Source organism: Ammoniphilus soli, assembly GCF_040813775.1.
Window position 1 is genome coordinate 108,274 of the sequence record NZ_JBEGDL010000012.1, and the last position, 20,432, is coordinate 128,705.

The following is a 20,432-nucleotide window of genomic DNA, read 5'->3' on the forward strand; positions in this document are numbered from 1 at the left end:
TACGGCATGTTGAGGAATCTTTTGCAGCCATATTTCTGGCACTAGCCGCCTTTCGATATGCCATACTTGTTCAGCTTGTATTGCAGGGCCTGCCTCTTCAGCCCAAGGGCTTCCGCCGTCTTGCTGATGTTTCCTTTGTGCTCTTCGAACACGCCCATGATGGTATCCTTTTCGATTTCCTCCAGCATGTTGGGCAGATCGATATTCCCTTTCGGCCGCTCCAAACGGTTGGTGACAGGCACCTGTCGAAGGGGAGAATCCACGAGATGATGGGGCAAATGATGCTCCTCAATCATGTCATACCCAATATCCATAATATTAAAGGCTGATTCGACGGCATGTCCCAATTCCCGAATATTGCCCGGCCAGCTGTATTGAAGCAATCGTTCGAGGGCTTTTTCGCTGACGGTACGGACGTGCGAGCCAAACAACCGGTTGAATTTTTGGATAAAATGCTCTACAAGCAACGGAATGTCGCCTTTTCGCTCCTGAAGGGACGGCAGGTCCACGTGCACCACATTCAACCGGTAAAAGAGATCCGAGCGAAGAATCCCCTGCTCCAGCACTTCGGTAACGGAGGCGTTCATGGCAGCAATAATGCGCACATCCACTTCCAGCTCGGCAGCTCCCCCGATGCGGCGAACCTTTCCTTCCTGCAGGACGCGAAGCAGCTTCGCTTGCAGGGAGAGCTCCAGGCTATTCAATTCATCGAGAAACAGCGTCCCCCCGTTCGCTTGCTCAAAAATCCCCGGGCGATCAATGGCTCCCGTAAAAGCTCCCTTGGTTGTTCCGAACAGAAGGCCTTCCATCAGCTCTTTGGGAACGGCCGCGCAATTCTGGGCGATAAAAGCTTCATCTCTGCGGATGCTGGCATTATGGATGCTTTGGGCGACCAATTCTTTTCCCGTTCCCGTGGCTCCGCAGATCATGACGGGGGAATGGGTTCGGGCCGCTTTTTTGGCAATCGAGACGGCTTGTTGAAAAGCCGGGCTTTCCCCGATCAGATCACTGAAATGGTAATCGGCCGTTCCTGCAGCGGGCTTGTTGTTCTTTCGCGATTCGACCAATTGCTGGCGCAGATCCAGGATTTGATCGTACATATTCATGACGTTCGTGATATCCTTGGCCAGCTCCACTGCCCCGATGATTTCGTCCCCTTCGTACAAAGGATACGTGCTGTTGATGGAAGTGACGGTCTTTCCCTGCAGGTTGACATAGGTTTGGATTGTCTCTGCTGTTTGCGTGCCTTTATCCAAGGCCAAATAAAGGGTACTGGTTTCATCCGTTAAAGAAGGGTAAAGCTGAAAAATATTTTTCCCCAAAACCTCTTCCCGCTTCAGCCCATCGATGCCGGCCATGGTTTCATTATAAAAAACGGTTTCGCCTTGCTTGTCCACCATGTGGACTCCGACATTGATAATATTTAAGATCCATTCAAACTGGGACGTCCACTGTTTGCATATTTTCTCCATTCCATCACCTTGATCCTATAATATTTCTATTATACCGGAACGGAGGCTTGCAATAAGCGCCAAATATTTTGCGGGTGAAAGAAGATTTTTCCTCTTATATAATGACTATATGGAATTTTCTGATAGGAGGGCTACTTTGGCAGATCTTACAACACTCGATTTATTTCCTTTTCCTTTAAAAGAAGACATCTACCGTTTTTTCAACAATTCCATGCTCTTAGAACCGCCTTGCTCGATTGAAGTGACTCCAGCCTATCAGGAAGTGGTTCAGCTGAAACGTTCTCTTCTTGATTCCCATCCAGTACGCTGCTTTGGGTCCCTGTCCCATACCTTAAACGCACAATGGGAGATTGTCGATTTGGTGGCTCATCATTTAGCGGCTTATTATCCGGATCAATTTCATCTGGAGAAGGATGGGGATCGATGGACATTCGCCAATGGGATCACCGGGGAACAGGTTTCTTTCGTTTTTGGGGAGACTTCCAGCTTGCCCGCAGAACCGCTGGATTTCATCGGACGCCATGTGCAAGAGGATTTGATTCTGATGATGCAGCGAGATGGCGATTTGTATTTGGACGCAGGACAGTTGTGCTTTCCCGCCAACTGGTCCTTGGCCTTTGATTTGGGCATGAATTTTAAAGAGATCCATCGGCCGATTCCTGGGTTTAGGGACAACCATTTGGATGAACGGATTCTCAACTTTTTGATGCAATTGGAGGCTGGACAGCCATGGGGGCGGCGAAATTGGTCCCTGATGGCTGGCAAAAAGCTAGATACGTCATTGGAGACCTTTGATGAGTGGGGAAAAGCCAGGCGGGAAGTGACCGCAGAGAACGTCGGAGAGTTCGTTCACCTTCGTGTAGAGGTGCAAAAGCTATTTCGTTTGCCGCGAAGTCATGGAATTTTATTCACCATTCATTCCCATTTGCTGCCGATCGGTTTACTCCGTCACAAGCCCGACTGGCTGCAGCGGTTTTATTCCGTACTGTGCGAGCTCCCCGATTCGATTGCGGATTACAAGGGGATCAGCCTCTATCGGCACACGGTGGTGGAGTATTTAAGGGAGTTGCTGGATGAAGGCAGGTGAGTCGATTGGATTATGTGAGAGGAAAGCGAAAATATTTATTTTGCTGTGATCAAAGGGGAATGAGCCTCGTTGAACCGATTGTCCAACAGGTAAAAGAGGAGCAGCTTCCTTTTGATTGGCTTTGTCAGCCGGACTTCGAAGCGATCCCTGCTTGGCTGAGCCAGCAGAAAATGGGATGCTATCTGTATATCGCAGGGCGTTGCGACATGGTGGTTCGGGTGAAAAAGCTGGCGGAAGAAGCCGGGTTTTCGGAAGAAGAAACGCAATGGGCAACCGTGGGGCATTCGCCTCGGCAAATTTTTTGCTGCCGCTGCCACAGCTTGCATTTCACGGAAGAAAGCACGACCACCTGCTGCCCCCACTGCGGGCTAGTCTTGGATATTACCGAACATTACTCTCGGCGGTGGGAAGCGTATTTAGGAGGTCCTCATGGGATATAGACTTTCTGTTATCGCGAAAAAAGCAGAGCTGGTTTGCCCAGGGGTCAAACGGTTTACTCTAGCTGCAGCGGATGGGCACAGGCTGCCTGGTTTTAGTGGAGGCTCCCATATTACCGTCTATCTCCCGACCGATAAAGGGATCCTGGAGCGACAGTACTCCCTCATTTCCTCCCCTCTGCAGGATGAGGTGTATCAAATTGCGGTGCGGCTCAGCGATTCCTCTCATGGAGGTTCAGCCTACTTGCACAAACAAGTCGAGGAAGGCACCTCGCTGGAAATCAGCTGGCCCAAAAATCACTTCCCTCTGAGCTTCCGCGCCAAACATCATGTGTTTTACGCAGCGGGCATTGGCATTACCCCTTTTCTCGCCATGATGGCCGAGCTGAAGGCTCGGGGGCAATCGTTTGAGTTGCATTACGGATCAAGATCAAAAGCGGAGTGCCCCTTTTATGATTCGATTCGTTCCCTGTATGAAGCCCAAACCACCTTTTATTTCTCTAGGGAACCCGATGGCAAGAAACTAAGCGTGACCTCCTTGCTTGACCATCGAATCGGGACGCATGTGTATTTCTGTGGCCCGGACGGGATGATCCGCGAATTTACGGATGCCGCTAAAGACTTCGGCTATCCTCCATCAAGCATCCATTGGGAACGCTTCGCTCCTCCTCGTCCCAAGACGAGCCATGCTTTTCAAGTCGAGCTTGCCAGAAGCGGGAAGGTTCTGGACGTCCCCGCAGACCGTCCGATCTTGGACGTTCTCTTACATGCTGGGGTTCGATTGCCTTACTCCTGCAAGGTCGGCGGCTGTGGCACCTGCGAGACCAAGATCGTGGAGGGTGAGGCCGACCACCAGGATTCCTTTCTCAGTGAGGAGTTAAAAAGAGGAAATTCGGTCATGCTTCCCTGCGTCTCCCGGGCAAAAGGAGAAAAAATCGTGCTGGACCTATAAAAAAGAAAAAAACTCCGGTTCATTTCACTCAAAATGGCCGGAGTTTCTTTTGGTTCATTCTTATTTGATAATGCGCAAAAAGGCCTTTAGCCGGTCACTCTTCGGATCCGTCAGGACCACCTTCGGGTCGCCCTGTTCCTCGATTAATCCGTTATGCATGTACACCACTCGATCCGCCACTTCGCGGGCAAAGGTCATTTCATGGGTCACGACCAGAACCGGCGTCCCCCGGATGACCCACAGATAAAAGTCTACCAGCCAGACAAGCGGGCGAATTTTAGAGATTTTCATTAAGGCTGCGAGCAATCCCAGGATGAGCCCAAGGATGATCGATAGCACCGAAATTTCTAGCGTTACCCAAGCAGCTTGGATAAGGAAAGGAATGAACTTCCCTCCCCTAACGAATATCTCGGTTAAACCATTTTTGGCTTATTTTTTCGTAGGTTCCGTCTTCCATCATATCCTTCAAGTGTTTATTGATCTCCTCGAGGAAAGCCTCTTCGTTCTTGTTGAGCGCAATCCCAACTTCTTCGCTATAAAGCAGATCCCCGACCGTTTGGAAAGGATACCCCTTTTCTTTGATTATCGCTGCCCCTACAACTTTGTCCGTAATGACGCCTTCTACCCGTCCATTTTTCATGTCTTCGAAAGTTAAGAGATCGCTCTTATACGTAACCATCTCCGCACCCAGTTCATCCGCCTTTTGTTCGAATGTCGTTCCGATGGAAACCCCGATTTTCACCCCTTGCAGCTTCGTTGGATCTTGAATCGTCGAATTATCAGGAACAAACAGCTGAGCCCCTGTTCGGTAATAGGGTTCCGTGAAGTCTACCTTTTCCTTTCGCTCATCCGTGATGGTCATACTCGAAATGATGATATCGTATTTCTTGGAGAGCAGTCCGTCCAGGATACTATCCCAAGGCGTAGCGATGAAATTCGCTTTGACACCCATACGGGAGGCCATTTCATTCGTTATATCGACGTCAAAACCCTCCAGTTGATTCTTATCATTAAAATAGTTAAAAGGAGGAAAAGCCCCTTCGATTCCGACATTCATCACCTTTTCCGATTGAATCTTGTCCAAAGCACCTTTTTCAGACGGCCCTGCCGTGTCCTTTGATCCGCACCCCGTTACCAGCAAGACCGATAAAGCTACTCCCAGCAAGGACATGAATTGGTACTTTTTCAACGTAGTTACCCCCTATTATATATATATCTAAAACAGCAGAAAGCGTCGGGCGCTGATCCTCCTTCCATAGTTTGTCATTGATTTATTATTCAATAATAGCACAAAAATTAGTAAATTATAGCAAAATAATATTTTTGTTGATGGTCAGTTCTATTTGAAACTTAGCCTGTCGATTGAGACTATGTTTCTTTTTCTTTATTTTTTAAACACCGTTGTGGATGGGGAAATTGAGCTTGGTTCTTGTCCATTCCTCGTTAAACTTCGAAGGACAAACTTCACCCTCGGTTCTGAAAAAATACATATTTTATCAGAAGAAATACACATGTTTGATGGCAAGATAGAGTGTGGTTGCAAATTTTCCCGTAAATTCGCAGCACAAAAAAACGTCTTTCACTCACGAAACTATAGTTTGATTCATGCGCAAGTTGCTATAGGTTTGCTCTAAAGACAACGAACACGTATTAAGAAGCATGGAACTCATCCCATCCAGCATTTTCTTCCTTGTTGGTTTTTCCTTTTCTACGAAATTAAACCAAGCGACATATCGCTCCAGATATTTTTGAGCAATGCCGACAAATTTCCGAATCCAGATGGTAAACGCATCTCTTTTCTCATAGGAAATCACATGGGTCGGGGGATAAACATAGACCCAAATATACTTCTTCTTTAATCCATAGTTTCTAGCACGGCTTTTCTCTATACTAGAGTCCAGTTTATTAAGGGCTTGAATTAGTTTATGGCGCCAATAAAATAACGTAACATACGAAACTCCAACGATCAGGGCAGAAAGCTGCAGGCTATGCCCTTCCATCATGCATTCTAAAAACTTGATCCATTTCTCGGGATAGTGCGTACGGTGAAGGGGGGTGTTGGTAAAGTCGTTAAATGTCCGGGTGCAGTCTTTGCACTTGTAGCGCTGGCGGTCGCGGTACTTGCCATAACGGACAACGGAGAGGCTTTCGCAGTGAGGGCAGGATGGGGTGGCGGTTTGTTTTTGTTCCTTTACTTGACCGAGTAATGTTTCGCAGGTTTCTGGATCGGTAAACCGATAAAAAGATTCGCGGAGTTTGGTCATTCTGCTCATTGATAGACCCCCTTATCCAACATAAGGAACATATGTTCTATTATATCCCACCGCCTTCCCTTTGTCCATCCACAATGTTGTTTAAAAAATATACTTCTCCAAGATACAAGTCATTCGACACGGAACCGGATCCACCCAAAAAACCACCCTAAAAAAAGAGGCTGGTCTCCACCCAATAGACACAGCCTCCTCTCCTCTCTTATTCTATCTACCAGCCCCGCACGGCCATTCTCTCATTTTCCAATAAACCAGCCACGTCAATTCCTTTCATCGCAGTTCCTAGATTTTTGGAAAGCTCTCCGATTAAGGCATAATCCTGGAAATGGGTCGTCGCTTCGACAATTGCGCGGGCGAACCGCTCTGGGTTATCAGACTTGAAAATCCCCGAACCGACAAAAACGCCATCCGATCCCAAATGCATCATCAAAGCAGCATCTGCCGGTGTGGCAACGCCACCTGCAGCAAAGTTGACGACAGGCATCTTCCCATTCTTATGTACAAACTCCAACAGTTCAAAAGGAGCGCCGAGGTTTTTCGCTTCGGCCATCAATTCGTCATAGGACATGCTCTGAACTTTGCGAATTTGACTCTGAATCATGCGCTGGTGGCGAACTGCCTCCACGATGTTTCCCGTGCCAGGCTCTCCCTTCGTGCGAATCATGGAAGCCCCTTCTCCGATTCGGCGCAGCGCTTCCCCAAGATCTCGCGCTCCGCACACAAACGGAACCGTGAAATCCTTCTTATTGATATGAAACACTTCATCCGCAGGGGTGAGCACTTCACTTTCATCAATATAATCCACTCCAAGGGCCTCTAGCACCTTCGCTTCTACCAGGTGACCAATTCTTGCTTTTGCCATTACCGGAATGCTTACAGCGGCCATGACTTCCTCTATGATTCGCGGATCCGCCATCCGAGCCACTCCGCCCGCCGCGCGAATATCGGCAGGTACCCGTTCCAAAGCCATTACGGCTACCGCACCCGACGCTTCGGCGATTCGGGCTTGTTCTCCGTTAACCACATCCATGATTACGCCGCCCTTTTGCATTTCTGCCATGCCCCGCTTAACGCGGGAAGTTCCTGTATCGATCATACCAATTACCCCCATATTCTTATCTGTTTTTTATTTTTTCCAGCATACGAGCTTCATCTCTGTCATTTCTTCTATTGCGTATTTTAAGCCTTCGCGCCCGAGGCCGCTTTCCTTCACACCGCCATACGGCATATGGTCAACCCGGAAGGTGGGGATATCATTGATCATCACGCCTCCGACCTCCAAAGCTTCTGACGCATAGAGAGCCGTAGCGATGTCATTCGTATATATGCCTGCTTGCAAGCCGTAGCGCGAGTCATTGACAAAACCGATCGCTTCCTCCACGGAGCCCACACGATTAATAAGCACAATGGGGGCAAAAACCTCCTGGCAGGATACTTTGGCTTTCGGATCTACGTTCAGCAGCACCGTCGGATGAAGCATATTTCCTTCCCGTACTCCGCCTGCAGCCACAACAGCTCCCTGTTCTTTGGCCTCTTCGATCCACTGCAACGAACGCTCTACATCCTTCGGACTAATCAAAGCGGAAACATCCGTCTCCGCATCTAACGGATCCCCTAGCTTGAGTTTTTGAGCTGCCTCCACGAATTTCTCTACAAAGGCATCGTAGTTTTCTTCATGAACATACACCCTTTGCAAAGAAATACACACCTGACCAGCAAAAGCGAAGGCCCCCATGATCGTGCGAGAGATTATGCTTTCGACGTCCACGGAGCGGTCCACGATCAAAGCCGCATTGGACCCTAGTTCAAGCGTCACCCTTTTCAAACCGGCCTTATTGCGGATGCCGATTCCGACTGCCGGACTGCCGGTAAAGGTAATTTTCTTCACCCGGTCATCCTCTACCAGCCGCTCGCCTACAATGCTGCCGCTTCCCGTCACCACATTAAGCACCCCTGGCGGCAAGCCAGCTTCCTGCAAACACTCGGCAAGAAACAAAGAGGTTAAAGGAGTTTGCGTGGCCGGCTTCAGCACAACCGTATTGCCAGCCGCAATCGCCGGACCGACCTTATGGGCAACCAAGTTCATAGGAAAATTAAACGGCGTAATCGCCCCAATAACCCCCAGCGGCTGGCGTATCGTATAAGCCAACCGGCCTTCGCCGCCAGGCGCGGCATCAAGCGGAATGGTTTCCCCATGAATCCGCCGCGCCTCTTCGGCAGCGAACTTATAAGTCATAATCGTACGTGCCACTTCCCCTTTCGCCGTAGAAATCGGCTTGGCTGCTTCGAGTGCAATCAAACGCGCACATTCCTCCGACCGTCGCTCCAGGATGGATACCAGCTTCTCCAGGATCGATGCCCGCTGGTGAGCGGGCATACGAGCCATGATTCCCTTCGCTTTTTCCGCCGCCTCGATCGCTAAGTTCACTTCTTCTTCCGAGGCATACGCCACGTCAGCTAAATGCGCTCCGTTATATGGACTCAATAAAGGACGGTATTCTTTAGCTTCCACCCATTCTCCATGGATAAAAAGATGCTTCTTCATCCCCACTTTTCCCCTCTCTATTGGCATTTTTCACGAACAACCTGCTCGATGACGCGGAGGCCTTCTTCCAGCTGCTCATCCGTAATGACCAATGGGGTCAAGAAACGAATCACATTTCCGTAGAGGCCTGCACCCATCAAGATTACGCCGCGCTGATGAACCTCTTGGATAATGCTTGCTGTCAATTCTTTGTTCGGTTCCTTGCTTAATGGATCCTTGACGAATTCAACAGCCGTCATCGCTCCCAGCGTACGTACATCGCCAATCACAGGGAACTCCTCTTGCAGCCCGCGGAAACGATCCACAATCACTTGCCCAATCTTCATCCCACGCTCAGGCAATCCCTCTTCTTCCATCATTTCGATCACCTTCAGGGCCGCCACACAACCAAGCGGACTTCCGCCATAAGTTCCCCCGATTTCGCCCGGATTCGGCGCATCCATGATTTCCGCTCTTCCCGTTACCGCACTGATCGGCAGTCCTGCGGCAATGGATTTCGACATCGTCATCAAATCCGGCACCACATCATAATGCTGCATCCCAAACATTTTTCCGGTACGGCCAAAGCCCGTTTGCACCTCATCCGCAATAAACAGAATTCCATACTTTTCACAAACCGCCTTAATCCCTTGAACAAATCGCTTGGAAGGCCCAACGAATCCGCCTTCTCCTTGAACAGGCTCCATAATAATCGCCGCTACCTCATCGGCTGGCACCTCAGCAAGGAAGAAATCCTCCAGCTTATTCAAAATCTGTTCATCCACCTGCTCCGGAGTCAGCCCATAAGGAGCCCGATAATAATAAGGATAGGGCATCTTATACGTATCGGGCGCGAAAGGCCCGAACCCATACTTATACGGCTTCACCTTGCTGGTCAAAGACATCGCCATATAAGTCCTTCCATGGAACCCTCTTTCGAACGAAATAATCCCTTTTCTTCCCGTGTACTTGCGGGCAATTTTGATCGCATTCTCTACCGCTTCTGCTCCGCTGTTCAGGAAAAAGGTTTTCTTTTCATGGTTTCCTGGCGTAATTTCATTCAGCTTCTTAGCCAACGCCACATACGGCTCATACATCGCCACGTGGAAGCAAGGATGAATATATTTATCCAATTGATCCTTGAGCGCTTCCACCACAGCCGGCGGACAATGCCCTGCGTTCAACGTTCCGATTGCACCAGCGAAGTCAAGGAAGGTATTTCCGTCCACATCGGTCAATAAAGCTCCTTCCCCTTTTTCCGCAAACACGGAGATGGTATTGAACGGTCCCCTTGGAATATTCGCATCGCGCTGTTTCAGAAGCTCCTGGGACTTCGGTCCAGGAATGGCCGTCTTCAGTTGAATAAATTGCGTTGTCATCGATTTCATCTCTTCATTCCTCCTTTTGCTTCTACACCGCACCACTCCACAAGCGTCAAGGCAATGATTTCTGCGGCTTCAAATACTTTATCCAACACGATATACTCATTCGGATAATGCGCTACCTCGGTCACTCCCGGTCCAAATACAATCGATGGCGTCTCTCCCACCTGGGTGAGCAGCCCTCCGTCCGTTCCCCATGGGGAAGCCTCAATCACCGGATCGGTGCCTGTCACTTGTCGAAACTGAGACACCAGCGCCTTCATCAGCCCATGATCCGCATCAATCGTTCCTGGCACCCATCTCGCCCCGAACCATTCCAGATTCACCGGATGATCCTTAAACCATGGATCGATATCGCCCAATTTCGCCAGCCAGTCCTTCATCTCCACCTTCGCCTGCTCCATCGTTTCCTCAGGGGCTACACCCATGCGGCCTTCCAGCTTCACTAAATCGGGAACGGAGGAAGGCCAGCTGCCGCCTTCAATCACACCGATGTTAATCGGAACCGGAATCGGGGTGTTTTTATACAAAGGGTCTGTAATCCGAGCATTCCTTTCGGCTTCCAGCTCCCGAATATGCTGAACCACCGCCATCGCTTTCTCAATCGCACTGACCCCTTCATAGCGCGTTCCTCCATGAGCCGATCGCCCCTTCACCCCCAGACGAAACCACATGGAGCCCTGCTGCTTAGGGAAAATCCGCATATTCGTCGGCTCCGGAATGATCGCAGCATCTGCCGTATACCCTCTGAGAATCGCGGCCAATGTTCCCGCTCCGCCGCTTTCTTCTTCAATCACGCTGTGAAAGATCACATCCCCTTTCAATCGCACGCCTAACCCCTGCAAAGCTTGCATCGCGAGCAGCAAAGACACATTGCCGCCCTTCATATCGGTCACGCCCCTGCCGTACATTTTTCCATCCACGATCTTCCCGCTGAAAGGGTCCTCCTTCCACTGCGCCCGGTCGCCATCCGGCACCACATCAATATGGCCATTCAGCACAATCGAGCGCCCTCCCCCCGTTCCTCGCATGACGCCCACTACATTGGGGCTGCCGGAAAACTCGGTTCTCGGGGAGTAAAAATAGGAGTGCTTCTGAAGCTCCTCGCCATCCGGCTCCCAAACATCCACCTCCAAGCCCATCTCGTTCAGCCTTTTGATCACAAGGTCCTGTACCCCAGCTTCATTTCCTTGCGTGCTCCGGGCTTGCACCAGCTTTTGCAGAAAAAGGATGCCTTCCTCGCGATAATCCTCCAACCACCGATGGATCCCTTCTTTCATCCTATTCAGCCTCCCCTGTCAGATTTTCATAGATCACCGAAAGACCCATGCCTCCAGCCATGCAAAGCGTAACCAACCCGTACCTCACCTTCGAGCGGAGCATTTCATGCATTAAAGTCACCGTCAGCTTCGCCCCCGTCGCTCCCACAGGATGGCCCAGAGCGATGGCACCGCCATTCACATTTACCCGATCCGGATCCAGATCCAATTCTTTGATCACAGCCAAGGCCTGTGCGGCAAACGCTTCATTGAGCTCAATCAACCCGATATCGTCCAGCGTTAATCCCGCTTTTTGCAATGCCTTGCGCGTCGCCGGCACCGGACCGATCCCCATCACGCCAGGCTCTACCCCTGCACTCGCGAACGCCTTCACCTTCAGCAGCGGCCGCAGCCCTTTTTCCTCCGCCTTTTCCCTCGACATGAGAAGCACCGCCGCCGCTCCGTCATTCATCGGACAGGCATTGCCAGCCGTGACCGTACCGCCCTTCTGAAACACAGCCGGCAACCGCCCTAACGCATCCAAGTCAACCTCCGCGCGAACCCCTTCATCCTGGCTAAACCACCGCGTCCCCTTTCGATCCTTCAGCTCTAGAGCCACGATCTCTTCCCCAAACTTCCCCGCAGACCATGCCGCGTGAGCTTTGCGATGACTTTCAAAAGCAAACCGATCCTGCTCCTCCCGCGAAATCCCGTACTGCTCTGCCAATCGCTCCGCCGTGACTCCCATATGCTCATTTCCTAAAGAACAAATCAGTCCATCTGCCAAAAGCGCATCTTCCATTTGCACATTTCCAAACTTGCTTCCCCAGCGGTTCCTCACGAGATAAGGGGCATTACTCATACTCTCTACCCCACCCGCGATCACCACATCCTCTTCTCCTGCGGCAATCGCTAGCGCCCCGCTCGTAATCGCCTTGAGTCCGGAACCGCATGCTTTGATCACAATATGGCCGGGAACTGTCCGCGGAAAACCAGCGAGCTGCGAGCTGATGCGGGCCGAATTCAACCCGCCCCCATGGACGTATCCATGGCCAAAAATCACTTCTCCCACTTCTTCCTTGTTCAGCGTCGTCCGCTTCATGAGCGCCTCCAGCACCTGGCGGCCCATTTCTGTCGCGGCTACGGCTTTCAGTGACTTTCCAAACGACCCCACTGGCGTTCGCACGCCTGCCACAATAACAACCTCGCGCATCTTCCTCACCCTCCCCTACTCAATGCTGTGTACGACAGCCGGTATTCGCAGCGGCGCCTCGGTATGGGCCACCACCTCTTCTACGGTATAAGGCGCCATCACTTCCTTAAGCACCAGGCCTTCTTCCGTCACCTCAATCACGGCCATTTCCGTGATAATCAAATCCACACAGCTTCTTGCTGTTAGAGGAAGCGTGCACTCTCGCAGAATCTTCGACTCGCCCTGCTTATTCACATGATTCATGAGCACGATCACTTTCTTTGCCTTTTGCGCCAGCTCCATCGCGCCGCCCATGCCGGGCACTCGCTTTCCCGGAACAATCCAGTTGGCCAAGTCGCCCTTCTCGCTGACTTCCAATGCCCCCAAGATCGTAATATCCAAATACCCGCGGCGGATCATGCCAAAAGCAATCGCACTGTCAAAGTAAGAAGCCCCTGGAACGAGGGTGACTGGAAAACCTCCCGCATTGCACAAATTCTCATCTTCCTGGCCCGCTTCCGGGCTGGGACCGGTTCCGAGGATGCCGTTTTCGGCGTGGAACATGACATGGATATCCTCTGGAATGTGGTTCGCTACCAGCGTCGGAATCCCGATGCCCAGGTTGACGATCATCCCGTCTTTCACTTCTTGAGCCGCCCGCTTGGCAATCCGATTGCGGATTTCTACTCCCATGCCCATTTCCAATTCACCCCCTGGCTTGGTATAATCATATCGACATAAATCCCCGGCGTGACGATGCATTCCGGATCCAGCTCACCCACCGGCACGATTTCCTCCACTTCAGCAATCGTAAAAGTTCCCGCCATGGCCACAAGCGGATTAAAGTTCCGGGCACTCTTGTCATACACCAGGTTCCCGAGAGGATCGGCTTTCTTCGCATAGACAATCGCGACTTCCGCTGTCAAAGCCGGCTCCACCAGATACTCGGTGCCCCCGATCCTCATCTTCTCTTTTCCCTCTTCTGCAATCGTCCCTAACCCGATATCCACAAAAACTCCCCCGAGCCCCACTCCGCCGGCCCGAACCCGTTCCGCCAACGTTCCTTGCGGGGAAAACTCCACCTCCAGCTTTCCTTCGGTCATCAGCTTTCCCGCATTGGGATTCGAGCCGATATGGGAAGCAATCACCTTTTTCGCCCGGCCCGCCGTAATCAGCTTTCCGATTCCTATCTCCGGAAACCCGGTATCATTTCCGATCAAAACGAGGTCTTGAACCCCTTTATCGAGAATCCCCTGGATCAGGGTCGGCGGATTTCCGACTCCGCCAAATCCCCCGAACATCAGCGTACAGCCGTCACGAATATGCTCTAACGCTTGCTCCAACGTCGCTACTTTATTCATATCGCATCGCCCTCCTTATACCGCTTGGCTGTGGTCCAGCAAGCCCTCGGCTTCCAATTCCCGCTGAATCTCGCTGATCGTTTCTTCCAAAATGTCCACCATGCGGTCAATCTCTTCCTTCTTGATCATCAGCGGCGGGGAAAGAATAATCGAGTCTCCTGCAATCCCATCGATTCCCCCTGTAGCCGGATAGACCAGCAGTCCTTTGCTGAAAGCCCGCTCAATGATCCGTCCCGTGATTCCCAAAGAAAGCAGGAACGGCGTCTTGGTAAAGCTATTCTTCACCAGCTCTAAGCCCACCAGCAGCCCTTTGCCGCGCACATCGCCAACGATGGAATACCTTGTCGCCAGATCAGCTAGCTTTTCTAGCAGATATTGGCCCTGTTCCTTCGCGTTTTCTACGAGATTATGTCGTTCGATATATTTTAGAACCGCGAGGGAAACGGCGGCGGATTGCGGATTTGCGCTATACGTATGGCCGGCCATAATGGACTTGGATCCGTTCAGTATCGGCTCCATGACCCGGTCACTGACCACCGTCGCCGCCATCGGCGTATATCCCGCGCTCATCCCTTTCCCCAAAGCAATAATGTCCGGTACCACGCCCCAATGCTCCATCGCAAACATTTTCCCGGTACGCCCGATTCCTGTCATCACTTCGTCAGCAATAAACAAAATCTCGTACTTATCGCAGAGCTCGCGGATTTTTTCGTAGTACCCGTCAGGCGGAGTCACCGCTCCTCCAGAAGCCCCAATGATCGGTTCAGCAATAAAGGCCGCGATATTTTCCGGACCTGTTCGCCGGATCGCCGTCTCTAATTCGTTGGCGCAGGACAGCTGGCAGCTCGGATAGCTGCTGTTAAAAGGGCAGCGATAGCAATACGGAGCAGACACAGCCGGAAAATCCTCGAGCAAGGGGACAAATCGTTTTCGGCGAAGAACATGCCCGGACATGGACAAAGCTCCCATGGTAATGCCGTGATAACTCATCCAGCGGGAAAGAATGCGGTTTTTCCGCCCATACCCTTTCTCCTGCCAGTGCTGGATGGCGATTTTCATTGCCGTTTCTGTAGCTTCCGAGCCGCTATTAACGAAGAACGACCAATTCAGGTCGCCCGGCGCCAACTGGCTTAGCTTTTCTGCAAGCTGTTCTGCCGGTTCGGACGTGAATTGCGAGCGGTAAGCAAAGGAAACCTTCCCCGCCTGCTCCACCATGGCTTCCGCTATCTCGGGCACCCCGTGTCCAATCGCTGCCGTCACAGCTCCAGAGGAACCGTCAATGTATTGGTTTCCGTCGATATCATAAAGATAGATTCCCTTCCCGTATGAAACGGTAGGATATGGATAATCTAGTGTTGGTTTGATTAAATGGGCTCTTTTCTTTTCCATCGCTGCATTCCTCCTTCTAAAATTAGACCCAGCCGCGCCAGCGGGACGCTTCCGCCATGCGCCTCAGTCCGACAATGTAAGCCGCTAGCCTCATGTCTACTTTTCGATCCAGCGCCAGCTGATAGACATTGCGAAACGACTTGCTTAGGATCTTTTCCAATTTTTCGCTGACATCCTCTTCCGTCCAATAGTAGCCTTGATTGTTCTGTACCCACTCAAAGTAAGAAACGACCACGCCTCCGGCACTTGCCAGGACGTCAGGTACAATCAGGACCCCTTTTTGCGTAAGGATTTTGGTTGCCTTCAGCGTAGTCGGCCCGTTGGCCGCTTCCACCAAAATCTTCGCTTTCACATCCGCGGCATTCGCTTCGGTGATCTGGTTCTCAATCGCAGCCGGCACCAAAATATCGCAATCATGAACCAGCAGCTCCTCATTCGTGATCCGATTCGGGAATAGATTTGTGACCGTTCCGAAAGAATCCCTTTTCTCCAGCAAATAATCGATATCCAATCCCTCAGGCTGATAAAGCGCTCCATAAGCGTCCGATATCCCGATTATCTTTGCACCTGCATCATAGAGAAACTTCGCCAAGTAACTGCCCGCATTGCCAAAGCCTTGGATGATGACCCGGGCTCCCTCGACCTTCATGCCCAACACTTTCGCCGCCTCGCGCATCACGATCGTCACGCCTTTGGCCGTGGACGTTTCCCGGCCTGCCGACCCTCCCAGCACAAGCGGTTTTCCCGTAATGAAGCCTGGAGAGTCAAACTCGCGGATGCGGCTGTATTCATCCATCATCCACGCCATGATTTGCGAATTCGTAAACACATCCGGAGCGGGAATATCCTTCGTTGGCCCCACCAGCTGGCTGATGGCCCGCACATATCCCCGGCTCAATCTCTCCAGTTCACGGAAGGACATCGAGCGCGGATCACAGTTGATCCCCCCTTTTCCTCCCCCGTAGGGAAGATCCGTGATGCCGCACTTGATACTCATCCACATTGAAAGCGCCTTCACTTCTTCCTCCGTCACATCCGGATGGAAGCGAATCCCTCCTTTGGTCGGACCCACAGCATCATTGTGCTGGGCTCGATACCCCGTAAAAATCTTGACGCTCCCGTCATCCATGCGAACCGGGATGCGGACCGTGAGCAGGCGAAGCGGTTCTTTCAAAAGCTCATAGACGGAATTTTCATACCCCATTGCATCGAGCGCTAGCTTAATGACCTCTTGGGTTCTTTCAAAGACATTAAAGTTCTCTTCTGCGGCTACTTTCATTACCATATGTGAACCCCCCGAAATACTAGTTTCATACTGATATCTTATTACAGCCCCCCGGGTGCCCGATATTCGCCGGAGAAGAGGAAAATAAAAGACTCCTATTATACGCGGTGTACAAAAGCTATTGTCCATAGGAGCTCTCTCATGTTACAACTACATCAGACGGATTGAACAAAAAGGAGAAAAAGAACATGGGCATCACGATTCAAGAAGCGCTCCGCCTCCCTGTCATGTCGGAAACAAAGCTTGTTGCTGGGTTGGACGGGCTGGGCAATGAGATTAAATGGGTGACCATCGTGGAAGTCATTGAGGATATCAGCCGGTTCCAGGAAGGGGAATTCCTGATTACCACCGGATTTGGCTTATTGGACAATGAGCAGAAACGAGCCCATTTTCTGGCGCTTTTGGCGAACCGGAAGCTCTCGGGAGTAGCCATCTATACCGGATTTTATTTGCATGAGATACCGGAAACCTTTATCGAGGTGGCGAATGAGGCGAAATTGCCCATCATCGAAATTCCGACCAACATCAACTTTTCCGCACTAACGCGTGCGATTCTCGAGCAAATCGTCAATAAGCAGCTCAAGCTCTATGAGTACTCCCTTGCGATTCATAAAGAATTCAATCGGCTTGTTTTGAGCGATCAAGGCCTGGAGCCGATCACCCGGGTATTGTCCGGTCTCATTCAGGGAAGCGTTATATTACTTAATGAGGATGGCGTAATCATGGATTATCTTTTGCTGCACGAAGGGGTGGACTTGGAAAGCCAGGAGATCCTGAACCCGGCTTTGCAATTAGAAAGCTATCCGATTATTGCCAACGAAACGGGATATGGCTCCATTTTGGCAGTAAAAGAAGCCGGTTCATGGAAAGACCTTGACTTCATTGCTATCGAGCATGCCGCCACTGTCTATGCGGTGGAATTTTTGAAGCAGAAGGCCGTGGAAGACACGGAAATCCGTCTTCAGGGGGATTTTTTGGACGAAATATTGAATCAAAACTTCAAAAATGCGGGCCTTGCCATCGAACGGGGAAAAAGGCTCGGTTTGGATTTAACGCTCAATCAGGCGGTGCTGCATTTTAAAGTGGAGGCCGACCCCGAACCTTTATACCACCTTGTTCAACAGGTTATGCGAGAGCAGAACAGACAGTTCATCCTTCGCTATAAATGGGATGGGCTGGTCATGCTGACTAATGTCATGGAAAGCTTGGAACAAACGCCTCGCATCTATTTGCTAGATGTGGCGAAAGACATCGAAGCTCGATGGAAACAAAGCTATCCGTTAAGTTCTTTACGGGTCGGCATTGGACGCAACTACCGGGATTTCCAACAGCTGGCAAAAAGTGCCAAAGAAGCCGAATATGCTCTCACCTTTGCCCGCTTGCTGTTGAAGCCGAAGACAGTGGTCCACTATGATGATTTGGGGCTCTACCATTTGCTCATTCAAATGAAGGAATTAGAGGTGGATCTGAAAGAATTCTGTGAGGCCAACCTGTCCAACTTAATTTCCATGAAGCGCCAAGGCATGGACCTGATTTTAACCTTAGAAACGTACTTATTGAATAACCAAAGCATCCATACCACGGCGGCCGATCTGTACATCCATCGCCATACGCTGAAATACCGTTTGAATCAGATCGAGAAAAAAACCGGAATGGATCTCTCTTCCGCAGACGACCGGATGAAGCTGCAGCTGGCGATCATGGCTTATAAGCTACTGAACGCAGGGGAGTAGTCCCTACCAGAACAAAAAGGATACTCCAATAAAGTCTCTAACTTTATTGGAGTATCCTCTTTTTACATCTTAAATTTTCCTATCATCTCTCTTAACTCCTCAGCCGTCTCGGCCAAAGAAGTTACAGAGGTTGAAATCTCCTCCATCGATGCCAACTGCTCTTCGGCCGATGCCGAAACCTCTTCGCAGCTGGCCGATGTTTCCTCTGACACCTGGGACATGGCCGTCACCGAGGCCGTAATCTGCTGGGCCCCCGCGAAAATCTGCTCGGCGGTTCCCGCTGCTTCCTGAACCTTACCGGAAATTTGACTCATGGAAGCAAGAATGCGCTGGAAGCTTTGCTCGGTCGTGCTGACAATGCTCAGACCGGATTCCACCTCTTTTTTCACTTGATCCATGGCCTGGAAGGAACGTTTCGTATCTCGCTGAATCTCCTCAATCAGGTTTGCAATCTGTTGCGCCGATTCTGCCGATTGTTCGGCCAGCTTGCGGACTTCGTCGGCCACCACAGAAAAACCTCGCCCATGCTCCCCAGCCCGGGCCGCTTCAATCGCTGCATTCAAGGCCAGCAAGTTGGTTTGGCTGGAAATGCCGGTAATCGCTTCGGCTATATTGCTAATCTCATTGGAGCGTTCGATCAGCAAATTCACCGCTTGACTCGATTCGTGAACGGATCCATGGATGGAGCGGATTTGCGTTACCGTTTGCTGAACATAACCGCCGCCTTCCTCCGCCTGCCGGCTCGTATGTTTCACTGCCTCGGATACAAGGGATGCGTTTTCCGCGATACGCTGAATGCCATGGGACATTTCCACTAAAGAAACAGCACTTTCTTGCGCTCCCTTCGATTGGAGCTCTGCCCCGCCTGCCACTTGCTGGATGGCCGACGTAATGTTCTCGGAAGCGCGAGTGGTCTGCTCAGAGCTTGCAGAAAGCTCTTCCGATGAAGAGGCCAGTTTTTCCACGGTTTGCTGAACGCCGCTCAGGACCGATTGAAGCGAATGGATCATGGCATTGAAGCTTTTGCCCAGCTGTGCCAGCTCATCGTTCCCTTTAATCGCAATCTGTTGGCTTAAATCCCCTTGACTCACTTGATTGGCTGCCTCTACCAGACGAACAAGCGGACGATTAATCGAGCGGATAATGGCATAAACCAAGATGGCTCCTACTAAAATGGCTACAGCGATCACCAATAACGTCCTATCAAAGATAGACTGAGCTGCCTCATCCACTTCTGATGCGTACATCGTGCCTGCCAGTTTCCACCCTGTCCGCTCATTCGTAATAAAAGCCATTCTCTTGGCCTGACCTTCTATTTCATAATCCAGTTCCCCCGAAGACTGCTGTAAAACCGTGGCTAGCCAGGACTCGGTGGCTTCCGTACCAATCTCGGCCGTCGGATGGACGAGAACCTTCCCGGTTTGATCTAATAGAATGGAATAACCTGCACGTCCAATCTTTACTTGTTGAACGAGGGCGGCCAGGCTTTTTAAATCCAGGTCCAGTCCCACAACCCCCGATCCGTCAGCTGTCATTTGGGCAATCGACACGACAATCTCTCCGGATCCTGCATCCACATAGGGCTCGGTAATCACAGGTTGTCCCTTTTGAGCCATGGCTTCCTGGTACCAAGGACGTTTTCTCGGATCGTATCCCTCGGGAAGCTGCTGATCCGGAGCCTGAATCATTAACCCGGTTTGGGTGCCGACATAGGTGGATTTAACCTCGGGATGCTGCGCTGCATACATATCCAGCCGTTCAATGATAAGCGGACTTTCTTCCCCCTCGTACAGGCTTGCTGTAATCGCTTTAGAAAAATAATCCGTGTCTACCAGCTTGGCGTTAATCGTGCTGTCTATCATAGAATTGAGAATATTAATATTTCCCTTTGCACTTCCTATTAATTCATTTTCTATGCTAGCTTTCGCACTTAAAAAAGACAGCCCTCCAATCGCCAAACAAGGTAAAAGAAGCAGGATAGTAAAAGAATAGATAAGCTTATGTTTAATTTTCATGGTTCCCCCTATGTGATACTAGTAAATAAAACTATTTATTATTCTATATCCTCCAAGACAAGATTCAAAGAATT

General features: G+C 50.7%; 17 protein-coding genes and 1 pseudogene. 4 read left to right on the forward strand and 14 right to left on the reverse strand.

Going from position 1 to position 20,432, the window contains the following annotated elements:
* Positions 1-41 precede the first annotated feature (41 nt).
* Positions 42-1,472, reverse strand: a complete 1,431-nt coding sequence (locus tag ABLT31_RS21680; protein WP_367755596.1) for a sigma-54 interaction domain-containing protein — start codon at positions 1,470-1,472, stop codon at positions 42-44.
* Between the two features lie 136 nt (positions 1,473-1,608).
* Between ABLT31_RS21680 and ABLT31_RS21685 the strand changes: the two genes are divergently transcribed.
* From ABLT31_RS21685 to ABLT31_RS21695, 3 genes are read left to right on the forward strand one after another with little or no spacing between them, the layout of a single operon-like run.
* The gene (locus tag ABLT31_RS21685) at positions 1,609-2,559 is read left to right on the forward strand and encodes a heme-dependent oxidative N-demethylase family protein (protein WP_367755598.1); all 951 of its coding nucleotides are present in this window, start codon (positions 1,609-1,611) and stop codon (positions 2,557-2,559) included.
* Complete coding sequence (locus tag ABLT31_RS21690) at positions 2,556-2,999, forward strand: dimethylamine monooxygenase subunit DmmA family protein (RefSeq protein WP_367755600.1); 444 nt, start codon at positions 2,556-2,558, stop codon at positions 2,997-2,999. The genes ABLT31_RS21685 and ABLT31_RS21690 overlap by 4 nt, the downstream gene beginning before the upstream one ends.
* A complete protein-coding gene (locus tag ABLT31_RS21695; protein ID WP_367755602.1) occupies positions 2,989-3,948 on the forward strand; it encodes a PDR/VanB family oxidoreductase in 960 nt (319 codons plus the stop codon). The genes ABLT31_RS21690 and ABLT31_RS21695 overlap by 11 nt, the downstream gene beginning before the upstream one ends.
* Positions 3,949-4,008: 60 nt before the next feature.
* Here ABLT31_RS21695 and ABLT31_RS21700 read toward each other — a convergent pair whose 3' ends face one another.
* The 12 genes and pseudogenes from ABLT31_RS21700 to ABLT31_RS21755 all read right to left on the reverse strand — a co-directional run bounded on the left by ABLT31_RS21700 (position 4,009) and on the right by ABLT31_RS21755 (position 16,610).
* On the reverse strand, positions 4,009-4,356 hold the full coding sequence (locus tag ABLT31_RS21700; RefSeq protein WP_367755778.1) for an ABC transporter permease subunit: 348 nt from the start codon (positions 4,354-4,356) through the stop codon (positions 4,009-4,011).
* On the reverse strand, positions 4,346-5,137 hold the full coding sequence (locus ABLT31_RS21705) for an ABC transporter substrate-binding protein (RefSeq protein ID WP_367755604.1): 792 nt from the start codon (positions 5,135-5,137) through the stop codon (positions 4,346-4,348). The genes ABLT31_RS21700 and ABLT31_RS21705 overlap by 11 nt, the downstream gene beginning before the upstream one ends.
* A gap of 706 nt (positions 5,138-5,843) precedes the next feature.
* Positions 5,844-6,113, reverse strand: a pseudogene (locus ABLT31_RS21710) (transposase); the annotation flags it as partial.
* Between the two features lie 316 nt (positions 6,114-6,429).
* Positions 6,430-7,314, reverse strand: a complete 885-nt coding sequence (pdxS, locus tag ABLT31_RS21715) for a pyridoxal 5'-phosphate synthase lyase subunit PdxS (RefSeq protein ID WP_367755606.1) — start codon at positions 7,312-7,314, stop codon at positions 6,430-6,432.
* Positions 7,315-7,344: 30 nt separating this feature from the next.
* Positions 7,345-8,763: an aldehyde dehydrogenase family protein gene (locus ABLT31_RS21720; RefSeq protein ID WP_367755608.1), complete on the reverse strand. Its 1,419-nt coding sequence runs from the start codon at positions 8,761-8,763 to the stop codon at positions 7,345-7,347.
* Positions 8,764-8,780: 17 nt separating this feature from the next.
* Entirely contained in the window at positions 8,781-10,130 is a 1,350-nt protein-coding gene (gabT, locus tag ABLT31_RS21725; protein ID WP_367755610.1) for a 4-aminobutyrate--2-oxoglutarate transaminase, read from the reverse strand.
* Entirely contained in the window at positions 10,127-11,404 is a 1,278-nt protein-coding gene (locus ABLT31_RS21730) for a peptidase (protein WP_367755612.1), read from the reverse strand. Before ABLT31_RS21730 ends, gabT begins: the two co-directional genes overlap by 4 nt.
* A 1-nt stretch (position 11,405) precedes the next feature.
* Positions 11,406-12,596 (reverse strand): thiolase family protein, encoded by a 1,191-nt coding sequence (locus tag ABLT31_RS21735; protein WP_367755614.1) that lies wholly within the window; start codon positions 12,594-12,596, stop codon positions 11,406-11,408.
* A gap of 15 nt (positions 12,597-12,611) precedes the next feature.
* The gene (locus tag ABLT31_RS21740; protein WP_367755616.1) at positions 12,612-13,274 is read right to left on the reverse strand and encodes a CoA transferase subunit B; all 663 of its coding nucleotides are present in this window, start codon (positions 13,272-13,274) and stop codon (positions 12,612-12,614) included.
* A complete protein-coding gene (locus ABLT31_RS21745) occupies positions 13,259-13,936 on the reverse strand; it encodes a CoA transferase subunit A (RefSeq protein WP_367755618.1) in 678 nt (225 codons plus the stop codon). The genes ABLT31_RS21740 and ABLT31_RS21745 overlap by 16 nt, the downstream gene beginning before the upstream one ends.
* Before the next feature lie 15 nt (positions 13,937-13,951).
* Positions 13,952-15,325: an aspartate aminotransferase family protein gene (locus ABLT31_RS21750; protein WP_367755620.1), complete on the reverse strand. Its 1,374-nt coding sequence runs from the start codon at positions 15,323-15,325 to the stop codon at positions 13,952-13,954.
* Positions 15,326-15,347: 22 nt separating this feature from the next.
* A complete protein-coding gene (locus tag ABLT31_RS21755) occupies positions 15,348-16,610 on the reverse strand; it encodes a Glu/Leu/Phe/Val family dehydrogenase (RefSeq protein ID WP_367755622.1) in 1,263 nt (420 codons plus the stop codon).
* A gap of 188 nt (positions 16,611-16,798) precedes the next feature.
* Here ABLT31_RS21755 and ABLT31_RS21760 point away from each other — a divergent pair, with 188 nt between their 5' ends.
* On the forward strand, positions 16,799-18,343 hold the full coding sequence (locus tag ABLT31_RS21760; RefSeq protein WP_367755624.1) for a PucR family transcriptional regulator: 1,545 nt from the start codon (positions 16,799-16,801) through the stop codon (positions 18,341-18,343).
* A gap of 62 nt (positions 18,344-18,405) precedes the next feature.
* Here the strand turns inward: ABLT31_RS21760 and ABLT31_RS21765 are convergent, their stop codons facing one another.
* Positions 18,406-20,358, reverse strand: coding sequence for a methyl-accepting chemotaxis protein (locus ABLT31_RS21765; RefSeq protein ID WP_367755626.1), 1,953 nt, complete (start codon positions 20,356-20,358; stop codon positions 18,406-18,408).
* Between the last annotated feature and the right edge of the window lie 74 nt (positions 20,359-20,432).